Here is a 19,615-nt window from a genome sequence, read left to right as displayed (position 1 = left end):
CATGACTGAAACGATGTTCACCTTGCCGTCCTCGCTGTACGTCCCGCTGCTGGACCTGGCCTGCGGCGCGTTCCTGCTGACCGGGATGATGGTGCTCTGGCGGCGCGACCTGGCGGCGATCGTCCGGCTGTTCGCCCTGCAGGGCATCGCATTGGCGGCGCTGATCGTCGTACTCGGCGTGTACGAGCAGGATGTGGAACTGGTCGCCGTCGGGCTCGGTGTCGGGGCGCTTCGCGCGGGGCTGCTGCCGTACCTGATGCGCCGCGCCCTGATCGCCGGCGGTGCGGGCAGGGAAGTGCGGCCCGTGGTGAACGTGGCGACCTCGCTGCTGGTGGCGGCGGTGCTGGCCATGCTGGCTTACGCCGTCGCTCAGCCCCTGATACGGCTGTCGCCCACGCCCGCCACCCAGGCCGTGCCGATCGCGCTGACCGTGCTGCTGGTCGGGTTCTTCGTCCTGGTCACCCGGCGCCGCGCGCTGTCGCAGGTGGTGGGCTTCCTGCTGATGGACAACGCCATCACCATGACCGCGTTCCTCACCACCAGCGGGGTGCCGCTCGTGGTCGAGCTGGGGATCTCGATGGACGTGCTGCTGGCCGTGCTGGTGTTCCAGGTTCTGACCACCCGGATGCGCGCCGCTTTCGGCGGCACCGACCTGGACGAGCTCCGGGAGCTGCACGACTGATGAACACCCTGCTGATACTCGCCCCTGTCGGGTTTCCCCTGCTCGCCGCCGGTGGCTGCGCGGTGTTCGGCTGGAACCGGGTGACCGCGTGGCTGGGCGCGGCGGCCGCGGCCGGGCTGCTCGCCGCCGCGATCGGGCTCGCCGTGACCGGGCCGGGTGCCGCGCTGTGGGGGCTGCTGCGGGCGGACGCGCTCAGCGCGTACATGCTGATCGTGATCGGCGTGGTGGCCCTGCTCGCGATGTCCGCCAGCCCCGCCTACCTGGCGGCCGAACTGGCCGCCGGGCACACCTGGCCGCGCGCCATGCGCCGCTACGGCGTCCTCACCCAGGCCTTCGTCGCCGCGATGGCCCTGGCCGTGCTCTCCTCCAGCCTGGGCATGCTCTGGGTGGCGGTGGAGGCGACCACCATCGTCACCGCCTTCCTCGTCGGCCACCGGCACACCCGGGAGGCGACCGAGGCGGCCTGGAAATACGTGGTCATCTGCTCGGTCGGTATCGCGCTGGCGCTGCTGGGCATCGTGCTGGTGCACTACGCGGCCGCCCACGTGGGCGTGGCCTCCCTGGACTGGACGACCCTGTCCCAGCACGCCGGCCGGCTCGACCCCGGGGTGATGCGGATCGCCGTGGTCCTGCTCGTGCTGGGCTTCGGCACCAAGGCCGGGCTCGCGCCGCTGCACGCCTGGCTGCCCGACGCCCACAGCCAGGCCCCCGCGCCGGTCTCCGCGCTGATGTCCGGAGTGCTGCTGTCGGTGGCGTTCTACGCGATCCTGCGGGTCAAGGTGATCGCCGACGCCGCCCTCGGCACCGGTTTCACCCGCCTGCTGCTCGTCATCGTGGCCCTGGCCTCCCTGATCGTCACGGCTTTGCTGCTGCTGGCCCAGCGTGACTACAAGCGCCTGCTGGCCTACTCCAGCATCGAGCACATGGGGCTGATCGCCCTGGGCACGGCCATCGGCGGCACGCTCGCGCTGGCCGCCGTCCTGCTGCACATCCTCGGCCACGGGCTGGGCAAATCGGTGCTGTTCCTCAGCGCCGGGCACCTCCACCAGGCCGTCGGCAGCAGCCGCATCCATGCCGTGCGCGGCTTGGCGGCGCGCGCGCCGCTGCTGGCCGGAGCGTTCGCGCTCGGCCTGCTGGCCCTGCTCGGGCTGCCACCGTTCAGCCTGTTCGCCAGCGAGCTGGGCATCGCCAGGGCCGGCTTCTCCGCCGGTCTCGGCTGGGTGATCGCACCGGCCTTCGTGCTGGTGCTGGTCATCGCCGCCGCCCTCGGCCGGCACGCCAGGGACATGCTCCTGGGCCCCGCCTCCCCGGCCGACGCCATCCCCATGCCCCGCAGCGTGGCCGCCGCGCTGATCGCCGGGCTGGCCGCGTGCGCCGTCCTGGGCGTCGCCGCCGGACCCCTGAACACCCTGCTGCGGACCGCCGCGGCCATCGCCGGAGCCCTGCCATGACCACACGCACCCTCACCCCCGGCGACCTGACCGGCGCGGCCACCGAGCTGATCGCCCGGGGCCACCGGCTCGCCCTGATGTCGGCCCACCAGCAGGCCCGGGGATTCGGCGTGGTCTACCTGTTCGCCGCCCCCGGCCTCGACCACACCGAACTCCACCTCCACCTGCCGCCGGACGACCCCACGCTGCCCAGCCTCGCGCGGGTGTCGTTCCCCGCCGGCCGCTTCGAGCGGGAGATCCGCGACCTGTACGGCATCACGCCGCTCGACCACCCGCAGCCCCGGCGCCTGGTCCGCCACCACCACTGGCCACGCGGCTGGTACCCGATGCGTGCCGACGCGGGCCCGCCCCCCGCCTTCGGCGACCCCGAGGGACCGTTTCCCTTCCTCACCGTGGAAGGGCCGGGCGTGTACGAGATTCCCGTCGGTCCCGTACACGCCGGACTCATCGAACCCGGGCACTTCCGCTTCTCCGTCGTCGGCGAGACCGTCCTCAAGCTCAAAGCCCGGCTCTGGTTCGTCCACAAGGGCATCGAGAAGCTCTTCCAGGGCCGAGCCCCGGCCGACGCGCTGCCGCTGGCCGAACGGGTGAGCGGCGACACCTCCGTCGGCCACGCCCTGGCCTACTGCCTGGCCGTGGAGGAGGCCACCGGCACGGCGGTGCCGGAGGAGGCGCGCAGCGCGCGGGCGATCCTGCTGGAGCTGGAACGCCTCTACAACCACGTCACCGACCTCGGCGCGCTGTGCAACGACGTCGCCCACGGCATCCTGCACGCGCACGCGGGACGGGTGCGCGAGCAGCTCCTGCGCGTCAACGACGAGGTCACCGGGCACCGGCTGCTCCGCGGCGGCGTGATCCTGGGCGGCGCGGCGCTCCGCGCGCTGCCCGATCCGGCCCGCCTGGCGGCCATCGGGGCGGACGTCGCCGAGATCGTCGAGCTCGCCCTGTCCCACACCGTGGTCGCCGACCGGTTCACCGGCACCGCACTCCTGCGTTTTGAGGCCGCCCGCGACCTGGGCACTCTCGGCTACGTCGCCCGTGCCAGCGGTCTCGACGCGGACGCCCGCCGGGATCATCCCAGCGCCGACCTCGGCTCGTTCACCCCGGCCCTGCGCACCGGCGGGGACGTCCTGGCCCGCTTCCAGATCCGCGCGGACGAGATCGCCGCCTCCATCGCCCTGATCTCCTGGCTGGTCGGCAGATCGGCCTCCGGCCGGAGCACACCTCCATCGATCGACCGGCACGCGTCCGGGGTCGGGATCGCCGAAGGCTGGCGCGGCACCATCGTCCACCGGGTGGAGCTCGCCCCCGACGGCACGCTCGCCCGCGTGAAGATCGTCGACCCGTCGTTCTTCAACTGGCCCGCGCTGCCCGTCGCCCTCGACGGCGCGATCGTGCCCGACTTCCCCCTGGTCAACAAGAGCTTCAACCTGTCCTACGCAGGCAACGACCTGTAGCCGTGGCTCGCAGGGCCTCTTGCTCCTCGCTTATTCGTGTGCATATACTCGTCTACAAGTAATCGTGAACGAGGATATTGAGGTGCGGGGAATGCCGAAGCAGCGCAAGGTCAGCAACCTGCTGGCACTCGCCGTGCTGTCCGCCCTCGTCCAGCGCCCCATGCACCCCTACGAGATCGCCACCGCACTGCGCGGCTGGGGCAAAGACCAGGACATGGAGATCAAGTGGGGATCTCTCTACACAGTCGTCCGCAACATGGACAAACACGGCCTGATCGAGGCCGTGGAGAGCGTCCGCGAAGGCCGTAGGCCCGAGCGCACCGTCTATCGCATCACCGACGACGGCCGCGCGGAGCTCGTCGACTGGGCGCGCGAGCTGGTCTCCACGCCCGTGCGGGAACATCCGCGCTTCCGCGCCGGCCTGTCGGTGCTGGCCGCCCTCCACCCGGACGAGGCCACGAGCCTCCTGCGGCGGCGGCTGGACCTGCTCGAAGACCACCTCACCGCCGCACGCGAGGAGCTGGCGCAGTACCTGCGGCAGAACATCCCGCGGCTGTTCCTGGTCGAGTCGGAATACGACCTGGCCATCCAGGAGGCGGAAGCGGCCTGGATCCGCTCGCTGCTCGCCGAGCTCACCTCGGGCGCCTACCCGGGGCTGGACGCGTGGCGGGCCTTCCACGAAACCGGCGAGATTCCGGCGGAGCTGACCGAACTAGCCGAAAGGACCAGCTCCACGGATTGATTCAGGGCCCCGGCGCGGTGCGCCAACACCACGCCGGGACCCTTTCCTCGAACCACACCTGGGAAGGCGCTCGGCCCGAGGCGGCAACCACGAGGATAGCCTGCTCCCTCCCAGGGCGGTTCGGACCTGCGATACCGATCACCCAAGGGAGAAGACCATGACTCAGGTAAAGACAGCGATCGTCATCGGCGGCGGCATCGCCGGCCCCGTGGCCGCACTCGCGCTGCACAAGGCGGGCATCACGGCAACCGTCTACGAGGCCTACCCCAGTACCGCCGACGGCATCGGCGGCACCTTCGCGCTCGCGCCGAACGGCGTCGCGGCCCTGCGTACCATCGGCGCGGCCGAAACCGTGACCGCGATCTCCACGCCGCTCCCGCGCATGGTCATGTCTGTGGGCGGCAAGCACCTGAACATGCCTGGCCTGGCCGACGTGCCGCCCCTGCAACTGGTGCACCGCAGCGATCTCCACCGCTCCCTGCACGACCGCGCCGTCGCCGGCGGTGTGACCATCGAGCACGGCAAGCGCCTGGTCGACACGCAGGAAACCGCTTCCGGCATCACCGCCAGGTTCGCCGACGGCAGCACCGCCACCGCGGACATCCTCGTCGGGGCAGACGGCGTGCGATCCACGGTGCGCCGCCTCATCGACCCGAACGCGGCCGGTCCCCTATACACCGGGCTGCTCGGATTCGAGGCGGTCGCGCGGCACGAGATTGACGCCGAGCCCGGCACGATGACCTTCGCCTTCGGCAAGGGCGGCTACTACCTCTACTGGCCGGAGCCAGGCGGCGGCACCCGGTGGGGTATCAACCTGCCGCAGGAGCGGCCGATGAGCCTCACCGAGGCCCGCGCGGTGCCTTCATCCGAGTGGATGCGAACCCTGCGCGCCACCTTCGCCGACGACGATCCCGGCCGTGACCTGCTGCTGACCAGCAACGCCGACGAGCTGCAGGTGGTGGGATCGCTGCACATCATGCCGCCCGTCAAGCACTGGCATCGGGGCCGCATGGTGCTGGTCGGCGACTCGGCGCACGCCCCCTCCAACAGCTCGGGCCAGGGCGCCTCGCTGGCGATCGAGAGCGCGGTGCAACTGGCCCGCTGCCTGCGCGACCTGCCCGACATCCCCTCGGCGTACGCCACCTTCGAGCGCCTGCGGCGCGAACGCGTGGAGAAGGTCGCCCGCCGCGCGGCACGCATCAACCAGGCCAAGGCTCCGGGCGCGGTGGCCAGAGCGCTGATGCCCCTGCTGATGCCGCTCCTGATGAAGATCGCCATGAACCCGGAGAAGACGCTCGGCCCCGAGCAGCGCTACGTGATCGACTGGGACGCCCCGGTGACGTCGGATCTGGTGCATTCCTGAAATCTCAACGCCTGGTGGCACATTCACCGAATGCACCACCAGGCGTTCGATCATGGTCCGGCCGGAGGTGTTTAGTGGCTGGTCGTGATCCTGGTCATGGCGGAGTCGTAGCCTCCGCCGCCCGGGTAGACCCACGCGCCGGTCACCGTGTTCCCGTCCAGGCTGAAGGTGCCCTGGTAGTAGGCGGGCGATCCCTTCTCGCCACCCCAGATGGTGAGGGTGTCGCCGTCCAGTTCGTACACGTAGTCGAAGGTCTCGCCATTGCTGCCGTAGTAGCGGGACTTGATGTCCTTGCCCGGCTCCTCCGACCCGAACGTACGCTCGCGGCCGATCATCTCCACACCCTTGATGGGCTTACCCTCCGACTCCATCTCGATGTCCTGAACAAGGAAGAAGCCACCCGCCAACCACCGGTAGGTGACCGTCCCCTGGGTCCCGCCCGTGACCCGCCACACACCGACCAGCCGATCCAGGGCCTTGACCGCCGGGTCCGGGATATTCTCGGTCATGATCATTCCTCTCTTCGTGTCTCACCCGTATGACGGGCGGGCGGACTCAAAGGAATCGGCGCGCGCTCACAAGCTCGTGACCAGCCCGAACGCGGTGAACAGCTCGACGCCGAACGTGGTGATCTCCACGACCTGGTCGCCTTCGATCCGCAGGACGTCGAGGTTGACGGCGGAGAAATCACGCTCGCCGTGCCGCCGGACATAGTTGGCCACCGCGGGTTGCCGGTTCGCTGCGGTGAGCACCCCGCGCCACTCGCCCCAAGCCTCCGGCCCGACCAGGACCGGTCGCCACATCGCCAGGATCGCCTCCCGCCCGTCGTACACGGCCGCCAGCGGAGGCATCGTCTGCCGTGCGTCCGCACGCAACAACTCGGCCAGCGCCGCGAGGTCGGCTCGGTCGGAGGCCTCCAGGTAGCGCTGGAGCACGGCACGCTCCTCCTCGCTCGGCGGGGCACCCCGCCCCCAGTCCGAACGCCTTTCAGGCAACTGCTCGCGCATCGTCACCCGGGCCCGCTGCAGCGCGCTCTTGACCGAGACAACGCTCAACTCAAGCGCCGCCGCGGTCTCGGCCGCAGGCCAGCCCAGCACGTCACGCAGGATCAACACCGCCCGCTGCCTCGGCGGCAGGTGCTGGATAGCCGCCAGAAACGCCAGCTCAATCGTCTCCCTCATGATCACCACCGCGTCAGGCTCCCCCTCCCCAGGCGCGGCCAGATCCAGCAAAGCGTCCGGATACGGCTGCAACCACCCAACCTCAGCCATCGGCACCCGCATCCCATCGGCACCCGCCGCCACGACAACCTCCCGGCCGCGCGCGGGACTGGAGAGAACATCCAGGCAGGCATTCGTCGCGATCCGATACAGCCAGGCCCGAAACGTCGACCGCCCCTGAAAACTCTCCCGCTTACGCCAAGCTCGAAGCAGCGTGTCCTGGACAATGTCCTCCGCCTCGGTGAAAGAACCAAGCATCCGATAACTGTGCACCCGAAGCTCATGCCGATAACGCTCCGCAAGCTCAGCGAACACCCCCTGATCGCCCGCCCGAACAGCCTCAACCGTCTCGCTACCGCCCGCCTCACCCTCAGCCACAGCGCACCTCCCGCGTCCGTCCACCCTAGGACGGACGGCAGCGCACCACCTCGGCCTCGACCCGTCCCGGCCTTCTCACCATCAACGCCGTACGCAGGGGGTTCTGGGGTTGTGGAAGACGACCTCGACCGCGAGGGCGGCCATGACCGCCTGCTCTGCGCCGCCCAAACCCGCACGATTGAAATGAAAGATGAGGTGGTGGGCCAGGACGGCTCGCAGGCCGCGCTCCAGTTGTCCGTGGCGGTTCAGACGGGCGAGGGTCTGCCCCGGCTTCGGCGAATGCGGTTAGCCAGGCCTGGTAGCCGGACAACGGGCCGTCCTTGGCCGGGTCCCACAGGCAGGTGGTATCAGTGGTCATAAGGGTTCGCATCGCGTCGAGGAGTTCCGGGGCATATTCCGAGTCCGTGGGAATGGTGTTCCCGCGCGACCGGAGGTCACTGACCCTGGCCCATACGTCGCCCTGCTCGAACCAGTCCAAACCGGCACTACGCAACAGTGCGGAGCACAGCAGGATCGAGGTCTCGCGCTGTCCGAGCGGCCGTTCGGTCTTCAGCCAGCGCAGGAGATGGCGGCTGTCGGCGTGAAAGAGGGTGCATGCGGCGCCCAAGCCCATAGGTCCGCCGAAAGCGAGCGACTCGAACTCGCAGACGACTGAGGTCCATGTCATCGACTCGTCGGCTCCGGCCAGGGCGTGGAGTAACCTGTCGGCGGCCGTGGGGCTGGTGGGCAGCCACCGCAATCTCCACTGCTCCTTCCGGATGAAGAACCAGGTGGAGACGAGCCCGTGTTCTTCCGCGTTCCTCAGGGCCGGGCCGATGCGCGTCACAGCTAGGCGTTCGGCGTCGTCGGGGTCGGAGAAGGCGACGTTGGCTTGCCGCCATTGGCCAGGTTGCACAGGTGCCCCTTTCGGTCAGCGGAGGAGCAGGCAGGCGTCCCAGAAGCTGGCGGGTGGAGTGCGGTGGGCGAGGGTGTGGAGGGCAAGTCCGTAGCCGGCGTGTCCAGTCAGGAACCCCGGAGGTGTGCCGGTGCCGGCTGAACCGTCCAGGAGCAGTTCGGTGACGCGGGCAAGTGGCAGATCGTGGGGGGCCAGCGTGTCGGCCGCGAAGGCGGTGACGGTCATGAACAGTCCCGCCGTTCCGTGGCACAGGCTCGGGTCGCCGATCCGCCGGAGCTGGTGTGGGTCGTTGAGGCATCCGATCAGGGCGGACTCGGTGGCGAGCCTGCGGTCGGTGTCGCCGATCGCGAGTGCCGCGAGTTGCTGAGCGCGCGCGATCCCGGGGGTGCCGTAACACCAGGACGGACGCAGCGGCCCGGGTTGGGTGGTTCGCCCCTGCTGAACTTCGGTGAAGGAGACCATTTCTGGCCACCATGGGGCGCCCCGGTGATCCTGCCGCCAGTCGTCCAGCCAAGCACAGATCCGGCCGATAGCCTCGACCTGACCTCGCACGACTAGGCCGCCACGGGCGGTGAGAGCCAGCAGAGCCAGCGGCCCGCAGATGCCATGGGCCATCCCATTGTTGCCGTGCCCGCCAGGCGGGTCTTCAGCGGTACGGCTGGCCGACGATATCGTCCACCAGCCCGGGAGTCCGCCCACCGGTTCGGTGAGAGCGACGAGGTAGGCCAGCACCTCCTTGACCAGATCGCCCCCGGGGTCACGTCTCCACAGGTGAGCGCCGAGACCGGTGAGGCCGCTGATCAAGTCGAACTCGGCGAGGGCAGGCCGTTCGCCTCGCACGAGACGCCGTTGGGCGGAATTGAGCCGGTCCCGGGTGACGGCTGCGACGCCCTCATCCAGGATCGCCTGCGCGGGTTCGTACCCGGGCCGGCCGGCTAGGTGGAGCGCGAACGCGAGCGCGGGCGCCCCGTGGTAAAGGCAGGCGTCCGCACCGATAGTGAGTTCGTCGCGTGCCGCCGCGGCCAGCCAGGCGTGCGCGTCCTGCCAGTCGGCGATGCCGGTACTGGCCCGCTCGATGTGCAGGAGCGCGATCCCGACGGCGCCACCGCTGAGTGACTGGACTGCTGACCCGACTGGGTGAGGTGTCCTGAGCTGCTGGGCTATACCGTCGGCCTGGCGGCGAGCCCGGTCGCGAAGGTTGATGTGCCGCTCCCTCCTCCTCGCGCGATCAGGCCCTGGGCGACAGAACGGGCCATCCGCATGCAGATCCGCTCGGACTCCGCATTGATTCCGATCATGCGGGCATGGTGCAGATGCAGCAGGTCGGCCATGACAACGTCGATGTGGTTGACGTCGAGCTGCTTCCGGTAGGTGGTGAGGGCCGTCCGCCGCCGCTCCAGCAACTTTGACGGAACGTTCACTGGCCGCCGGGCCTGCCGCAGCACGTGCCGATCGAGCGCCGGGTCCCCGCCGTGGGTGACGTGCTCCACGAGCCAATGCGGCCCGTCGGCGCCGAGGAAACCCGTCGCGAGGTCGACCAGGCTCGCCGCAGTCGCGGCTTGGGCGTTCGCCGCAGTGCGCAACTGTGCGACCGCGACCGCGGAGTCCGTTGCGAACACGGCCTCCGCAGCGGCCAGGACCGGGCCGGTGCCGAACCGGCCAGTCTCGGGCCGGTAGGTGTCCAGGATGACATCGCGGAGCAACCCGGCATGATGAAGGGTGCGCGCCCATTGCCCGAACGAGCGCGCGGCGGCCCCATAGAGGTCCTGTTCGTACAGGTGCAACCGGATCCGCAGGTGTGGTGCCGGGGTGTCGTAGCGGATGAACCACCAGTTGTCCGGGACACCATGCGTCCAATCGGCGAGCAGGTCCGGTAGGGAGATCGTGAGCAGCTCGGCCTGGCGTCCCGGGTGCCCGAACAGTTTCGCGTACAGCCACGATGAGGCCCCTGGCAGATGGCCCGGGTCGCGGTGAGTCCGTTCTGGCCGTAGAGGTCGGGTCAGTGGGCGGGGCGTCGCGGTGGAGGCGAGGGGAACGACGATTTCGTGGGGGCGGCCATCGATCCAGCCGTAGTCGGTTCCGTACTCGGTTAGCGTCGCTTTGCCTGCCTGGTCCAGGTGGCGGCGCAGGAGCGCCAGGTGCGCATACTCGGTCAGTTCCAGGCGGATCAGGACGTCATTCTCGCCGAACTGCACAACGTCCGGAATACGGTGTATGTGCCGTTGCTCCTGGAACTCCCGCACCCATTCCGCTGAGGTGGCGGTTGAGGCGGGCAGGGTCGTGGCGGTGAGCTTCCACCGGGCTGGGCTGAGTATTGTACGGCCGTAACGGACGCGCGGAAGGAACGCGAACCGGTTGGCGACGCGACCCCAGAAGAACGGAGTGCAGGGCGCGGACGTCCCGGTGCTGACCTCGCACAGGAACCGGGCGAGCGGGTGGGTGCCGTGGCGCAAGTCGATCGCGTTCAACATCAACGGTTCGACCGCTCGCCCGCGTGAGAGCGACATCAAGATCAGGCAGTGGGCGTCGGCGGTGACCGCCAGGTCGTCGAGATCGACCGCCGAGTCCAGCGGCGGGCGATGTTCCCCGAGTGACAGCACTGGCAGGACGGCCGGGGTGCGGGCGAGGGCGTCGGCACGGGCCGACAGCGGAGGACTGGACAGCTGCACGGCCATCGCACCGGCCGCACTTGTCGGAAGGCCACGGTAAGCCTCGGCGATGCGGTCCTGTTCGTCGGCGGTGAAAAGGTGCAGGAACCTGCCCACCGAGGTTCCGGCGTGCCGCGACGCGCAGGCCACCGTGAGGGTGAAGTCCCCGCCGTCCAACGCGGCCGGGGTGGAGGCGTTCAGGGTGACCCGTAACTCCGTGTGCGGGACCACCCCGGCGGTGCCGGCGGTCTCCAGCTCGGCCACCGTCTCCTCGTTGAGGACCAGTTCGGCGCAGCCTTTCAGGGCGGCGGCCTGGGCGAGGGCCGCCAACACGATGTCCCTGCGCGCCAGCGGCGGTTCGTTGTCGAAGAGCGAGCCCCGGAACCCGGCGGGGTAGCCGAGTCCCCGGTCGGGATCCACGAGCTCCTTGACCCCGACCTGAGCGCCGGGACCATAACGGTCAACGAACGCGGCGTGGTAGGACCGCCAGGCGGGCCGTCCCGGTGCCAGCCGGACCAGGATCGCGGCAGTCGCCTCGACTTCGTCGATCACGGCGGCGGGAAGGCCAATCCTGCAGTCCAGCCGCAGGTCGACCGACAGCCGCTGACCCGGGTCGGGGGCGGCAGAGGCGCCCTCCAGCCCGTCGAGCTGGGTGGCGACATGGGCGAGCGGATCGGTGACGGTCATCGGCGGCCGCGCACTCGTGAGCAGGATCCGCTGGCGCACCAACTCAGTGAGCATCTCCTCGATGACCGCGATCGGCGTCTGGGGAGACTCGGCGGCCAGTTTCGCGAGGAGATCACCGAAGACGATCGGGGTTCTGGCCTCCTGGATGGCCATGCGGACCGCCCTGGTGTAGCGCACGGAGACGTCCGACAACGGTCCCCCCACGCAAGGCTGACAGGGCAGCACCCAATCTCCTCCGCGCGCGAACCCCACGTTGTTCGCCATGACCGGCAGTTGTCGGAGCAGCTCCGGCTGGCTCTCCAGAGCGTCGATCATCTCCGCGAGCCATCTGGAGTCAGGGCGACGCAGGGCGGTATGCCGTTCACCGAACACGACCGAAGCGGTGGGGGTTAGGTCGACGGGAGCGACTCCTGCGAACAGGCCAAACGGTGTCGCCCGGCTCGTCCACCGCAGCAGATAGCGCATCAGTGCCTCGGCCGCACGGCGGACCTGGCGCGGCCGGAACCGGCCCGGGTTCTCGCACAACGCCGTGAGTACGCGCGCCAGGTCGGGGCTCGCCACACCGACGGCTTCGGCCACACCCGCCAACGCCCAGACCTGACAGACCCAGTCCACCCATCCGGAAACGTGGGCGTCCGGCCAGGGCGGGAGAACCAGGGCGTCAGGGTAGGCGGCGACGCGAATGACGACGGCGTCCATGGCCCGAAAGCCCGGTCGATGCGCCATTGCTGATCCTCCGTTCAGGGCGGGGATGTTCCCGGCCCCGGCACGACGGAGCCGGGAACACCCGGACGGGGGCTAACAGTTGGCGATGCCGGCGCTCCCCGGGGTGTCACCACAGTTGTCGCTGGTGCAATCCTCGGTGGCGACTCCCGTAACCGCCGGTCCGGTAGCCACGAGACGGACATCGAGGGTGAATTCGTTCAGCTCCATCGCAAGATCCCTTTCGATCCGGAAGGGGTACTACCTGGCCGTCGGCCAGGAGATCACGAGACGGGAATGCTTCTTCTCCAGCACAGCTCCGTCGGGCAGGTCCGCGTCCGGAGTGCCAGCCGGGTGGACCGACAGGCGAGGGACCGGCCGTCCGGCCCGGTCCCACGCGGCGATCTGCTCGGCCAGCAGCCGCGCGGACCGCTCCGCGTGCGGGCCGTGCGCGAAAGCGCCGAACTCGAAGAGCTCACCGTCGGCGTCGACCGGACGCGGCTTCGTACGGTAGGCGAGGTTCGGACCGTCCACGAACGCCGGCGTGCCGTACTGCCACGGCAGAGCCACGATGCCGTCGTCGATCGCCTCCTGCGACGCGGTGATCAAACAGAAACCGGGCAGGGTCGTGGCGAGCCACAGATCCTGATCGCTGAACCGCACTCCCGCGCCCACGGTGACGCCGGTCCACACCTCGGCACGGGGCTGGTCCAGGACGCCGGACAGTGCCGCCGCCTCGGTGACCTCCCCCTCGTCCAGCCACAGGCCGACCGCGTCACCGTCCAGCAGCGGTATCCCGGTGCCCCGATGAACTCCCGCCCCCTGCATCGGTACGAACCCGCACATCTGGTGACCCCGGCTCACCAAGACGTCGCCCTGGCCCTCTAGGACCCAGGAGCGGGTCAGACCCTTGGTGCGGAGCGGGACGACGAGCCGCCCGCCCTCGGCGAGCTGAGATGACCAGGCTGGCGGGATGTCCCACGACCCGACTGTGACGATGATCGCGTCGAACGTCCGGCCAGGGACGAGTTCGAACTCGGCGTCCGCACAGATCACCTCCACATCGGTGTAGCCCGCGTGAGCCAGGTACCGCTCGGCGCGGTCGGTGATCTCTGCGTCGATGTCGATCGTGGTCACCGCGCCGGAGGGCCCGACGACCTCGCGGATCAGTGCCGCGTTGTAGCCGCCGCTGCCGACCTCCAGAACTCGGTCGCCGGGCTTGAGTCCGGCCTGGCCCAGCATCATCGCCTGGAGCCAGGGAGCCGACACGGAGCTGGTAGAGACGCCCCTCTCGTCGCGCTTGGTGACGACGGCGGTGTCCTCGTAGGCAGCCTCCAGGTTGACATCGCCCGTGAACAGGTGACGGGGGACCGCCCGCAGCGCGCTCTCGATCTCATCTGACAACACCAAGCCGAGCGCCCGATGCCGGGAAACGATCCGTTCGACCAGCGCCCCCCGAAGCTCATCGGCGCTCATCGTGTCCACCATGGTGCCCTCTCTCTAATAAGCCGCCGCGGGGCCGGAAACTCCGCCGCTCTGCCGTCACTGGCAGCCGGCGTTCACACGCGTCCGTTCCGGAATGCCTGCAGGCTTCGCCACGCAGGCAGGGCAGGGAAGGCGCTGACTGTACCCAGCCGTACCCATCGCGGGTGAACCACCCTTGGCGCCTTGCCCCTGCCACGTGTGACCCTGCCATGATGGACCGACCAGGGCCTGTTGCTGGCACCCGGAGGTGTGTCGTGCACGACGTCGATACCCATCCGCTGCAATACCTGCTGCGCGCCGCCGGGTGGAGCGCTCTGGACTTCCTGGCGCGGTTGGACACGGTCCATCGGGACCTCGGTTATGGCCCGATCGCCCACGATCGAAAACGGGTCTCGCGCTGGATCCGCAGCGGTGTCGTCCCCGAGTCCAGCGCCCAGCAGGCCATGGCCGCCATGCACGGCATCCCCGCCGACTTGATCAACGCTCGGCCTTGGCCGCACTGGCTGACCCTGGCCTGTACCCGGCATCGTCTGCTGGACGACCCGTGGACGCCCGCGCTTGCTTTGGAGCATCTCGACCGTACCGCTGCCCAGGGAGACCCGATGGACCGCCGAGGCTTCTTGATCATTATGGGGATCTCCCCGTCCTCGCCCAAGCCGCCGACGCCGTCCCCGCCAACGCCAGCAGCGCCGGTCGGCGCGTTGGGGCTGGGACTCCAGGCCTGTTCGAGCAGTCACTTGCCGTGTTACGCCGCCAGGACGACCAGTTCGGGTCCAACCACGTGCACCACGCGGCCCGGGCGCAGCTGCGCCTGATCGTGAGCACTCTGCAGGAGAGCTCCTACACCCTGGAGACCGGCCGCCGCCTGTACGCGGCGGGAGCCGAGGCAGCGCGCCAATGCGGATGGACCGCCTACGACTCCGGACGGCCCGCGCTGGCTGAGGAGTACTACCTGGCCGCGCTCCGCGCCGCTCGCACCGCCGACGACCCGGCCATCACCGCCAACGTCCTGTCGTTCTGGGCGATCGCGCGGTACAGCACAGGCGACCCGAATGGTGCCGTCGACCTGGTCACCAAGGCCCTCGGCTACAGCGGCAGGATCGGGTCGCCGCGCATGGACGCCATGCTCCAAGCTCGCCTTGCGCGTGCGTACGCCCGCGCTGGTGACAGCCACGCCTCCGCGCACGCACAGAACGCGGCCACCGACGCCTACGATCGGGCACGTGACACCGACCCCTCGGCTGACCCGGACTACGTGTACTGGGTGAACTGGGGCGAGCTACTGATGTTGCACGGCAGCAGTGACCTGAACCTGGGTCAGCCGAAGGACGCGTTGCATCGCTTCGAGACCGCCGAAGCCGACGCTCGTCCAATCGACACGTACCAGGAGGGCCAGTTTCCGCGAGGTGCCGCGATCTATCTGGCCCGGCCAGCCGAAGCTCAGATCGCACTCGGCGACCTGGACGGCGCGGTGGCAACCGCCGACCGAGCAGTGAGTCGAATGGGCGGTGTGGACTCGGTACGCGGCACCGGAGCCCTCACCGACCTGCGCAATCACTTCCTAGCGCAGCGCGACGTACCCCTTGTCGCGAACTTCCTGGATCGAACCGCTTCGGCCACGGCATCACCCCTCTGATCACCCCCTGCTTTCGATCGGGTCAAGGCGGAAGGCCGGATGGTCGATCGAGTTGGGCATTTGGTCGAAGAAGCGTTGGACCTGCCATTGGGACCGGTAGGCGGTGATGATGGGTGATTGCTGCTCCTCGGACAGTTCCACCGCCAGGTACGGCTGGCGCCTGCCCCGTCTTTGGATGGTGCAGCGGCCAGCGGCGCGGAGGTTGCGTACCCAATGGGTTTGGCCTCGCATGGAGACCACATAGCGAACTCCGGCGAGTTCGAGCACGTTGACCGGGACGCGTTGGAGGGTGCCGGTCTGGCGTCGGGTGACTTTGAGGGTGCTGGCCGTTCCCAGGCGTCGAATAAGAGGGTTGAGCACATTGATGGTGAGCCAGCCTGGGCGGCAGTAGCTTTTCGTGGTCACCAGGGGACCTGGCCGTCGTCGTTGAAGAAGCCGCCGGTGGGGCCGTCGGGGCCGAGGGTCGCGAGGCGTACGGCGATGGCGGCGCCCTGGGTGGCGGTTCGGTGGACGGGGATGCCGGTTGGTCTGGTGAGGTCGGTGTCGCAGCCGCCGGGGTCGGCGGCGTTGACGAGGATGCCGGTCTTGCGGAGGTCTTTGGCGTATTGCACGGTCAGGGCGTTGAGTGCGGTTTTGGAGGGGGCGTACCCGGCTAATCCTGGGAGCCAGGCCATGGGGCCGCCGGGGGCGTGGGCGGTCAGCGAGCCGACGCCGCTGGAAACGTTGACGATCCTGGGGGCGGGGGAGCGGGTCAGGAGGGGGAGCATGGCGTTGGTCACCGTGATCACGCCGAAGACGTTGGTGTCGAATACCTCGCGTACCGCGTCGAGGCTGGCGGTGCTGGGTGACTGCTGGGTGAGGCTTCCGGAGATCCCGGCGTTGTTGATCAATATGTCGAGGTGGCCGAAGCGTTGTTCGATCTGTGTGGCGGCGGACGTGGCCGTGGCGGGGCGGGTGACGTCGAGCGTGATCGGGTGGGCGTCGGCGCCGGTGGATCGCAGTGCTTCGGCCGCCTTGCCGCCGCGGTCCGGATCTCTGGCCGCGAGCAGGACCGTCATGCCCAGCGCGGCGAGTTGAGCGGCGATCTCGTACCCGATGCCCTTGTTCGCGCCGGTCACGAGGGCGACTTTGGTGTCAGCTGTCATGATCGGACTTCACCATGGGGTGGGTGCGGAGGGCCAAGACCAGCTCGGTCACGAGCGATACCCTGGGAGTATGGATGCTCGCGAGCTTGCCTATTTCGTGGCGGTTGCCGAGGAGCTGAACTTCAGCCGGGCGGCGGAGCGCCTCGGTATCGCGCAGCCGCCGCTCTCCAGGGCCATCAAGCAGCTCGAACGTCGTCTGGGTGTCGTGTTGCTGGAGCGGACCAGCCGAAGGGTCGCGCTCACGGCGGCGGGGCAGGTGCTGCTCGATGAGGGGAGGAGGGCCCTGGACGGGCTGGCGGCGGCAGAGCGTCGTGCTCAGCGGGCGGGGCGGCAGGATCCCCGGCTGGTTCTGGTGACGAAAGCCGTCGGCGATGGTGGCATGATGCCGGACATCCTGGCCGCCTACGAGCGCGAGCCGGACGCGATCCCCGTGGAGGTGCTGTTCTGTGGGTTTGGCGAGCACGCGGCCCTGCTGCGCGGCGGGTTCGCCGACGTCGGGCTGCTGCATGGCCGGCCTGACCTGACCGGGCTCGACTCGGAGGACTTGCTGGTCGAGGGCCAGATTGCCATCCTGCCGGCCCGGCATCGGCTGGCCGGCAAGGAGGCGGTGACCTTGGCGGACCTGGAGGGTGAGGTCTTGCCGCGCTGGGTGGGCCTGTCTCAGGACGGCGGCCCCGAAGTGCGCGACGCCGGGCAGTTGATGCAGCTCATCGTGATGGGGCGGACCATCGCCGTGCTACCGGAGTCCGCTTGTGCCTATCTGGGCGGTGACGTGGTGTACGTGCCCGTTCTCGACGCGCCGCCGATCACCATGATGATCGCCTGGCCGGAGCAGAGCCGGTCACCGGCCCTGGCCGCTTTCGTCCGCGCGGCGACCGACGTGGCCGCCCACAGAAAGCCGTCCTTTCAGCAGGTGGGCCGGTAGTCCTCGGTCGGGAGGTAGGTGGCCCACTCGTTCTGGGTGAGGTCACGGCCGATCTCCCGGCAGAGCTTCCCGATCATCGAATCGGGCCGCAGCGACCAGTGGATGATCTTGCCGTCGTCCCCTCCGGAGATCAGGTCGTCGTCGCCGCTGAAGGCCAGGCCCTTGATCGGGGCCGTGTGGCCGGTGAGGGTGGCCGTCAGCGTGCTGGACGGGACGTCCCAGATGGTGATCGTGCGATCGTCGCCCGCGGCCGCGAGCGCGTGGCCGCCGGGGCTGAAGGCGAGGGCCTGGATCGGGGCGGTGTGTCCGGTGAGCGTGGTGTGCAGGCTTCCGGTCCGCGTGTCCCACAGTTTGACGGTCCGGTCGGCTCCCGCCGTGGCGATCAGCTTGCCGTCCGGGCTGAAGGCGACGTCGAGCGCCGACCCCTGCCTGGTCCTGAAGTCGTGGGCCGCCCGATTCCGGGCCAGGTCCCAGACGATGAGATTTCCGGCGGGGTCGGTGCTGGCGAGCAGGGGTTCGCGCGGGCTGAACGCCAGCGCGGAGGCGATGTACGCAGGACCAGGAAACGGCACCTCGTGAACATCATGGGCATCGTGAACGTCCCACCGGATCCGCCCGAGCGCGGCCGCCGCGAGAAAACGCCCGTGCGGATCGAAGTCGATGTCGGTGGAGGCGCCGAGCCCGTTGTACGACATCGTGGCGAGCTGCCGCCTGCCGTCGACGTCCCAGACGATGACCGTATGGCTGCGCGTGATGGCCGCGAGCCGGTGACCGTCCGGGCTGAACGCGACAGCCCGGACGTGATCGGGATGGTCGCCGAGCGTGGCGATCGGGTTCCCGTACAAGTCCCACAACCGGACGGTCCCGTCGCTGCTCGCCGACGCGACGACCCGGCCATCCGGGCTGACCCGGACGTCGTTCACGGCCCCGCTGTGCCCGCTGAACGGCGGCCGGGCCCGCTCGCGGACCACGATGGTCCGCCCGAATCCGGCCGAGGCGAGCATCGAGCCGTCGGCGCTGAAGGCCAGGGACAACGTTTCGGTGATGCTTCTGTCCTGGTAGGTCTCGACGGTCTGGCGTCGCGTGATGTCCCAGACGGTGATCAGGCCGTTCTCGTCGGCGACGGCGATCCGGCCGGCGACGGGAGCGGACATGTCCCAGGCGTACGGCGACCGTTTGGGCAACTCGGACACCAGGGTCGCACCGTCGTGATCGATCTTCCAGAAGCCTATCCCGTGAAAGGGCGAGGCCGTGGCGAGGGTGCCGGTGGTGGCATCGAAGGCCACCCGGTGGACATGCTCGGGTCCGAAAGCGGCGATCTTCGCCCTGGAGGCGAGATCCCACACGACGGCTTTCTCGAGTCCGCCGGTGGCCGACACAAGAAATGCCTGGTCGGGACTGAACGCCAGCGCCGCGATCTCTTCCCGGTGCCCCTTCAGCGTGTACCGGCTTCCGCTGGGCAGGTCCCACACCTCGAACGCGCCCTCGCCCACGCCGAAGGCGATCTTCTTGCCATCGGGGCTCAGCGCCAGCGCGTCGGTGAGCTTGTCTGCTGTCCGCCGGAACACCGGCCGGCCGGTGCCCAGATCCCACACGAACACCGAGCCCTTGGTCGCCGCGACGCCCGGCTCCCTGGCGACGGAGGCCAGCAGCTTGCCGTCGCTGCTGAAGGCCACCTTCCTCGCGTACACGCCTGCCGTCCCGGCGAGTTCCGCGTGCTCCACGAAGCTCGCGACGCGCGTGCCGCGGCGTGGATCCCAGAGGGTGATCACCCCGTCGGTGCCCGCCGAGGCCAGCCGCGAGCCGTCCGGGCTGAACCCCACCCCGAAGATCACCGGCCCGTCGGCGTTGAGCTCGATCCGGCGGGGCGCCGCGGCCGACTGGCTCAGCAGGCCGCCTCGCGTCTCGGTCTCCGGATTGAGCCGGAACGCGGTGATCGCCAGCAGCCCGGCCAGATCGGGATCGGTGCTGAGGAGCGATCGGGCCTTCAACGCCAGCTGCCCGGACAGGGCGACCAACTGCTGGTGCCTGGCCTCCTGCCCTTGCCGTACGGCTACCGCCCCGCCGAGCAGGGCGAGCAGGAAGAGCGCGGCCATCCCGGCCAGCAGGCGCTGCAGGAGCCGGGTACGGCGCCTGGTCGCGGTGCGCTCGCTCTCCTCCAGCGCGCCGCTGTCCCGCAGGAAGGCGCTCTCGACGTTG

16 protein-coding genes are annotated in these 19,615 nt (G+C 69.5%); 8 read left to right on the top strand and 8 right to left on the bottom strand.

The annotated features are described in order from the left end of the window. Position 1: 1 nt before the first annotated feature. The 5 genes from ABGB08_RS05435 to ABGB08_RS05415 all read left to right on the top strand — a co-directional run bounded on the left by ABGB08_RS05435 (position 2) and on the right by ABGB08_RS05415 (position 5,695). The gene (locus ABGB08_RS05435) at positions 2-682 is read left to right on the top strand and encodes a hypothetical protein (RefSeq protein ID WP_347586922.1); all 681 of its coding nucleotides are present in this window, start codon (positions 2-4) and stop codon (positions 680-682) included. After that, entirely contained in the window at positions 682-2,133 is a 1,452-nt protein-coding gene (locus tag ABGB08_RS05430) for a proton-conducting transporter membrane subunit (RefSeq protein WP_347586921.1), read from the top strand. Before ABGB08_RS05435 ends, ABGB08_RS05430 begins: the two co-directional genes overlap by 1 nt. Continuing rightward, a complete protein-coding gene (locus ABGB08_RS05425) occupies positions 2,130-3,590 on the top strand; it encodes an NADH-quinone oxidoreductase subunit C (protein ID WP_347586920.1) in 1,461 nt (486 codons plus the stop codon). Before ABGB08_RS05430 ends, ABGB08_RS05425 begins: the two co-directional genes overlap by 4 nt. 91 nt (positions 3,591-3,681) lie before the next feature. Beyond that, on the top strand, positions 3,682-4,332 hold the full coding sequence (locus ABGB08_RS05420; protein ID WP_347586918.1) for a PadR family transcriptional regulator: 651 nt from the start codon (positions 3,682-3,684) through the stop codon (positions 4,330-4,332). 157 nt (positions 4,333-4,489) lie between these two features. Beyond that, a complete protein-coding gene (locus ABGB08_RS05415; RefSeq protein WP_347586916.1) occupies positions 4,490-5,695 on the top strand; it encodes an NAD(P)/FAD-dependent oxidoreductase in 1,206 nt (401 codons plus the stop codon). A gap of 71 nt (positions 5,696-5,766) precedes the next feature. On the opposite strand, the gene ABGB08_RS05410 is transcribed toward ABGB08_RS05415, so the two are convergent. From ABGB08_RS05410 to fxlM, 5 genes are all read right to left on the bottom strand, one after another. Next, positions 5,767-6,204 carry a hypothetical protein gene (locus ABGB08_RS05410; protein WP_347586914.1) on the bottom strand — a complete coding sequence of 146 codons (438 nt, stop codon included), beginning with the start codon at positions 6,202-6,204 and terminating at the stop codon, positions 5,767-5,769. Between the two features lie 66 nt (positions 6,205-6,270). Continuing rightward, positions 6,271-7,293, bottom strand: a complete 1,023-nt coding sequence (locus ABGB08_RS05405) for an RNA polymerase subunit sigma-70 (RefSeq protein ID WP_347586912.1) — start codon at positions 7,291-7,293, stop codon at positions 6,271-6,273. A gap of 910 nt (positions 7,294-8,203) precedes the next feature. After that, positions 8,204-9,352, bottom strand: coding sequence for a lanthionine synthetase C family protein (locus ABGB08_RS05400; protein ID WP_347587238.1), 1,149 nt, complete (start codon positions 9,350-9,352; stop codon positions 8,204-8,206). Further along, on the bottom strand, positions 9,349-12,249 hold the full coding sequence (locus tag ABGB08_RS05395; protein WP_347586910.1) for a lantibiotic dehydratase: 2,901 nt from the start codon (positions 12,247-12,249) through the stop codon (positions 9,349-9,351). Before ABGB08_RS05395 ends, ABGB08_RS05400 begins: the two co-directional genes overlap by 4 nt. Before the next feature lie 237 nt (positions 12,250-12,486). Continuing rightward, a complete protein-coding gene (gene fxlM / locus ABGB08_RS05390; protein WP_347586908.1) occupies positions 12,487-13,701 on the bottom strand; it encodes a methyltransferase, FxLD system in 1,215 nt (404 codons plus the stop codon). Between the two features lie 263 nt (positions 13,702-13,964). Between fxlM and ABGB08_RS05385 the strand changes: the two genes are divergently transcribed. After that, entirely contained in the window at positions 13,965-14,525 is a 561-nt protein-coding gene (locus ABGB08_RS05385) for a hypothetical protein (RefSeq protein WP_347586906.1), read from the top strand. Next, positions 14,453-15,346 (top strand): hypothetical protein, encoded by an 894-nt coding sequence (locus tag ABGB08_RS05380; protein WP_347586904.1) that lies wholly within the window; start codon positions 14,453-14,455, stop codon positions 15,344-15,346. Before ABGB08_RS05385 ends, ABGB08_RS05380 begins: the two co-directional genes overlap by 73 nt. Here ABGB08_RS05380 and ABGB08_RS05375 read toward each other — a convergent pair whose 3' ends face one another. Both ABGB08_RS05375 and ABGB08_RS05370 read right to left on the bottom strand, forming a co-directional pair. Next, positions 15,347-15,751 carry a nitroreductase/quinone reductase family protein gene (locus tag ABGB08_RS05375; RefSeq protein WP_347586902.1) on the bottom strand — a complete coding sequence of 135 codons (405 nt, stop codon included), beginning with the start codon at positions 15,749-15,751 and terminating at the stop codon, positions 15,347-15,349. It lies immediately after the preceding gene. Beyond that, positions 15,748-16,491 carry an SDR family oxidoreductase gene (locus tag ABGB08_RS05370; protein ID WP_347586900.1) on the bottom strand — a complete coding sequence of 248 codons (744 nt, stop codon included), beginning with the start codon at positions 16,489-16,491 and terminating at the stop codon, positions 15,748-15,750. The genes ABGB08_RS05375 and ABGB08_RS05370 overlap by 4 nt, the downstream gene beginning before the upstream one ends. Positions 16,492-16,561: 70 nt before the next feature. Between ABGB08_RS05370 and ABGB08_RS05365 the strand changes: the two genes are divergently transcribed. Continuing rightward, positions 16,562-17,416, top strand: coding sequence for a LysR family transcriptional regulator (locus tag ABGB08_RS05365; RefSeq protein WP_347586898.1), 855 nt, complete (start codon positions 16,562-16,564; stop codon positions 17,414-17,416). On the opposite strand, the gene ABGB08_RS05360 is transcribed toward ABGB08_RS05365, so the two are convergent. Beyond that, positions 17,398-19,512 carry a WD40 repeat domain-containing protein gene (locus ABGB08_RS05360; protein WP_347586896.1) on the bottom strand — a complete coding sequence of 705 codons (2,115 nt, stop codon included), beginning with the start codon at positions 19,510-19,512 and terminating at the stop codon, positions 17,398-17,400. The genes ABGB08_RS05365 and ABGB08_RS05360 overlap by 19 nt on opposite strands. Positions 19,513-19,615: the final 103 nt, after the last annotated feature.

Origin of the sequence: Acrocarpospora sp. B8E8 (genome assembly GCF_039871605.1) — a bacterium.
Taxonomy (GTDB): Bacteria; Actinomycetota; Actinomycetes; order Streptosporangiales; family Streptosporangiaceae; genus Acrocarpospora; species Acrocarpospora macrocephala.
Note: the sequence above shows the minus strand (reverse complement) of the source record. Positions and strands in the feature narration are given on the sequence as shown.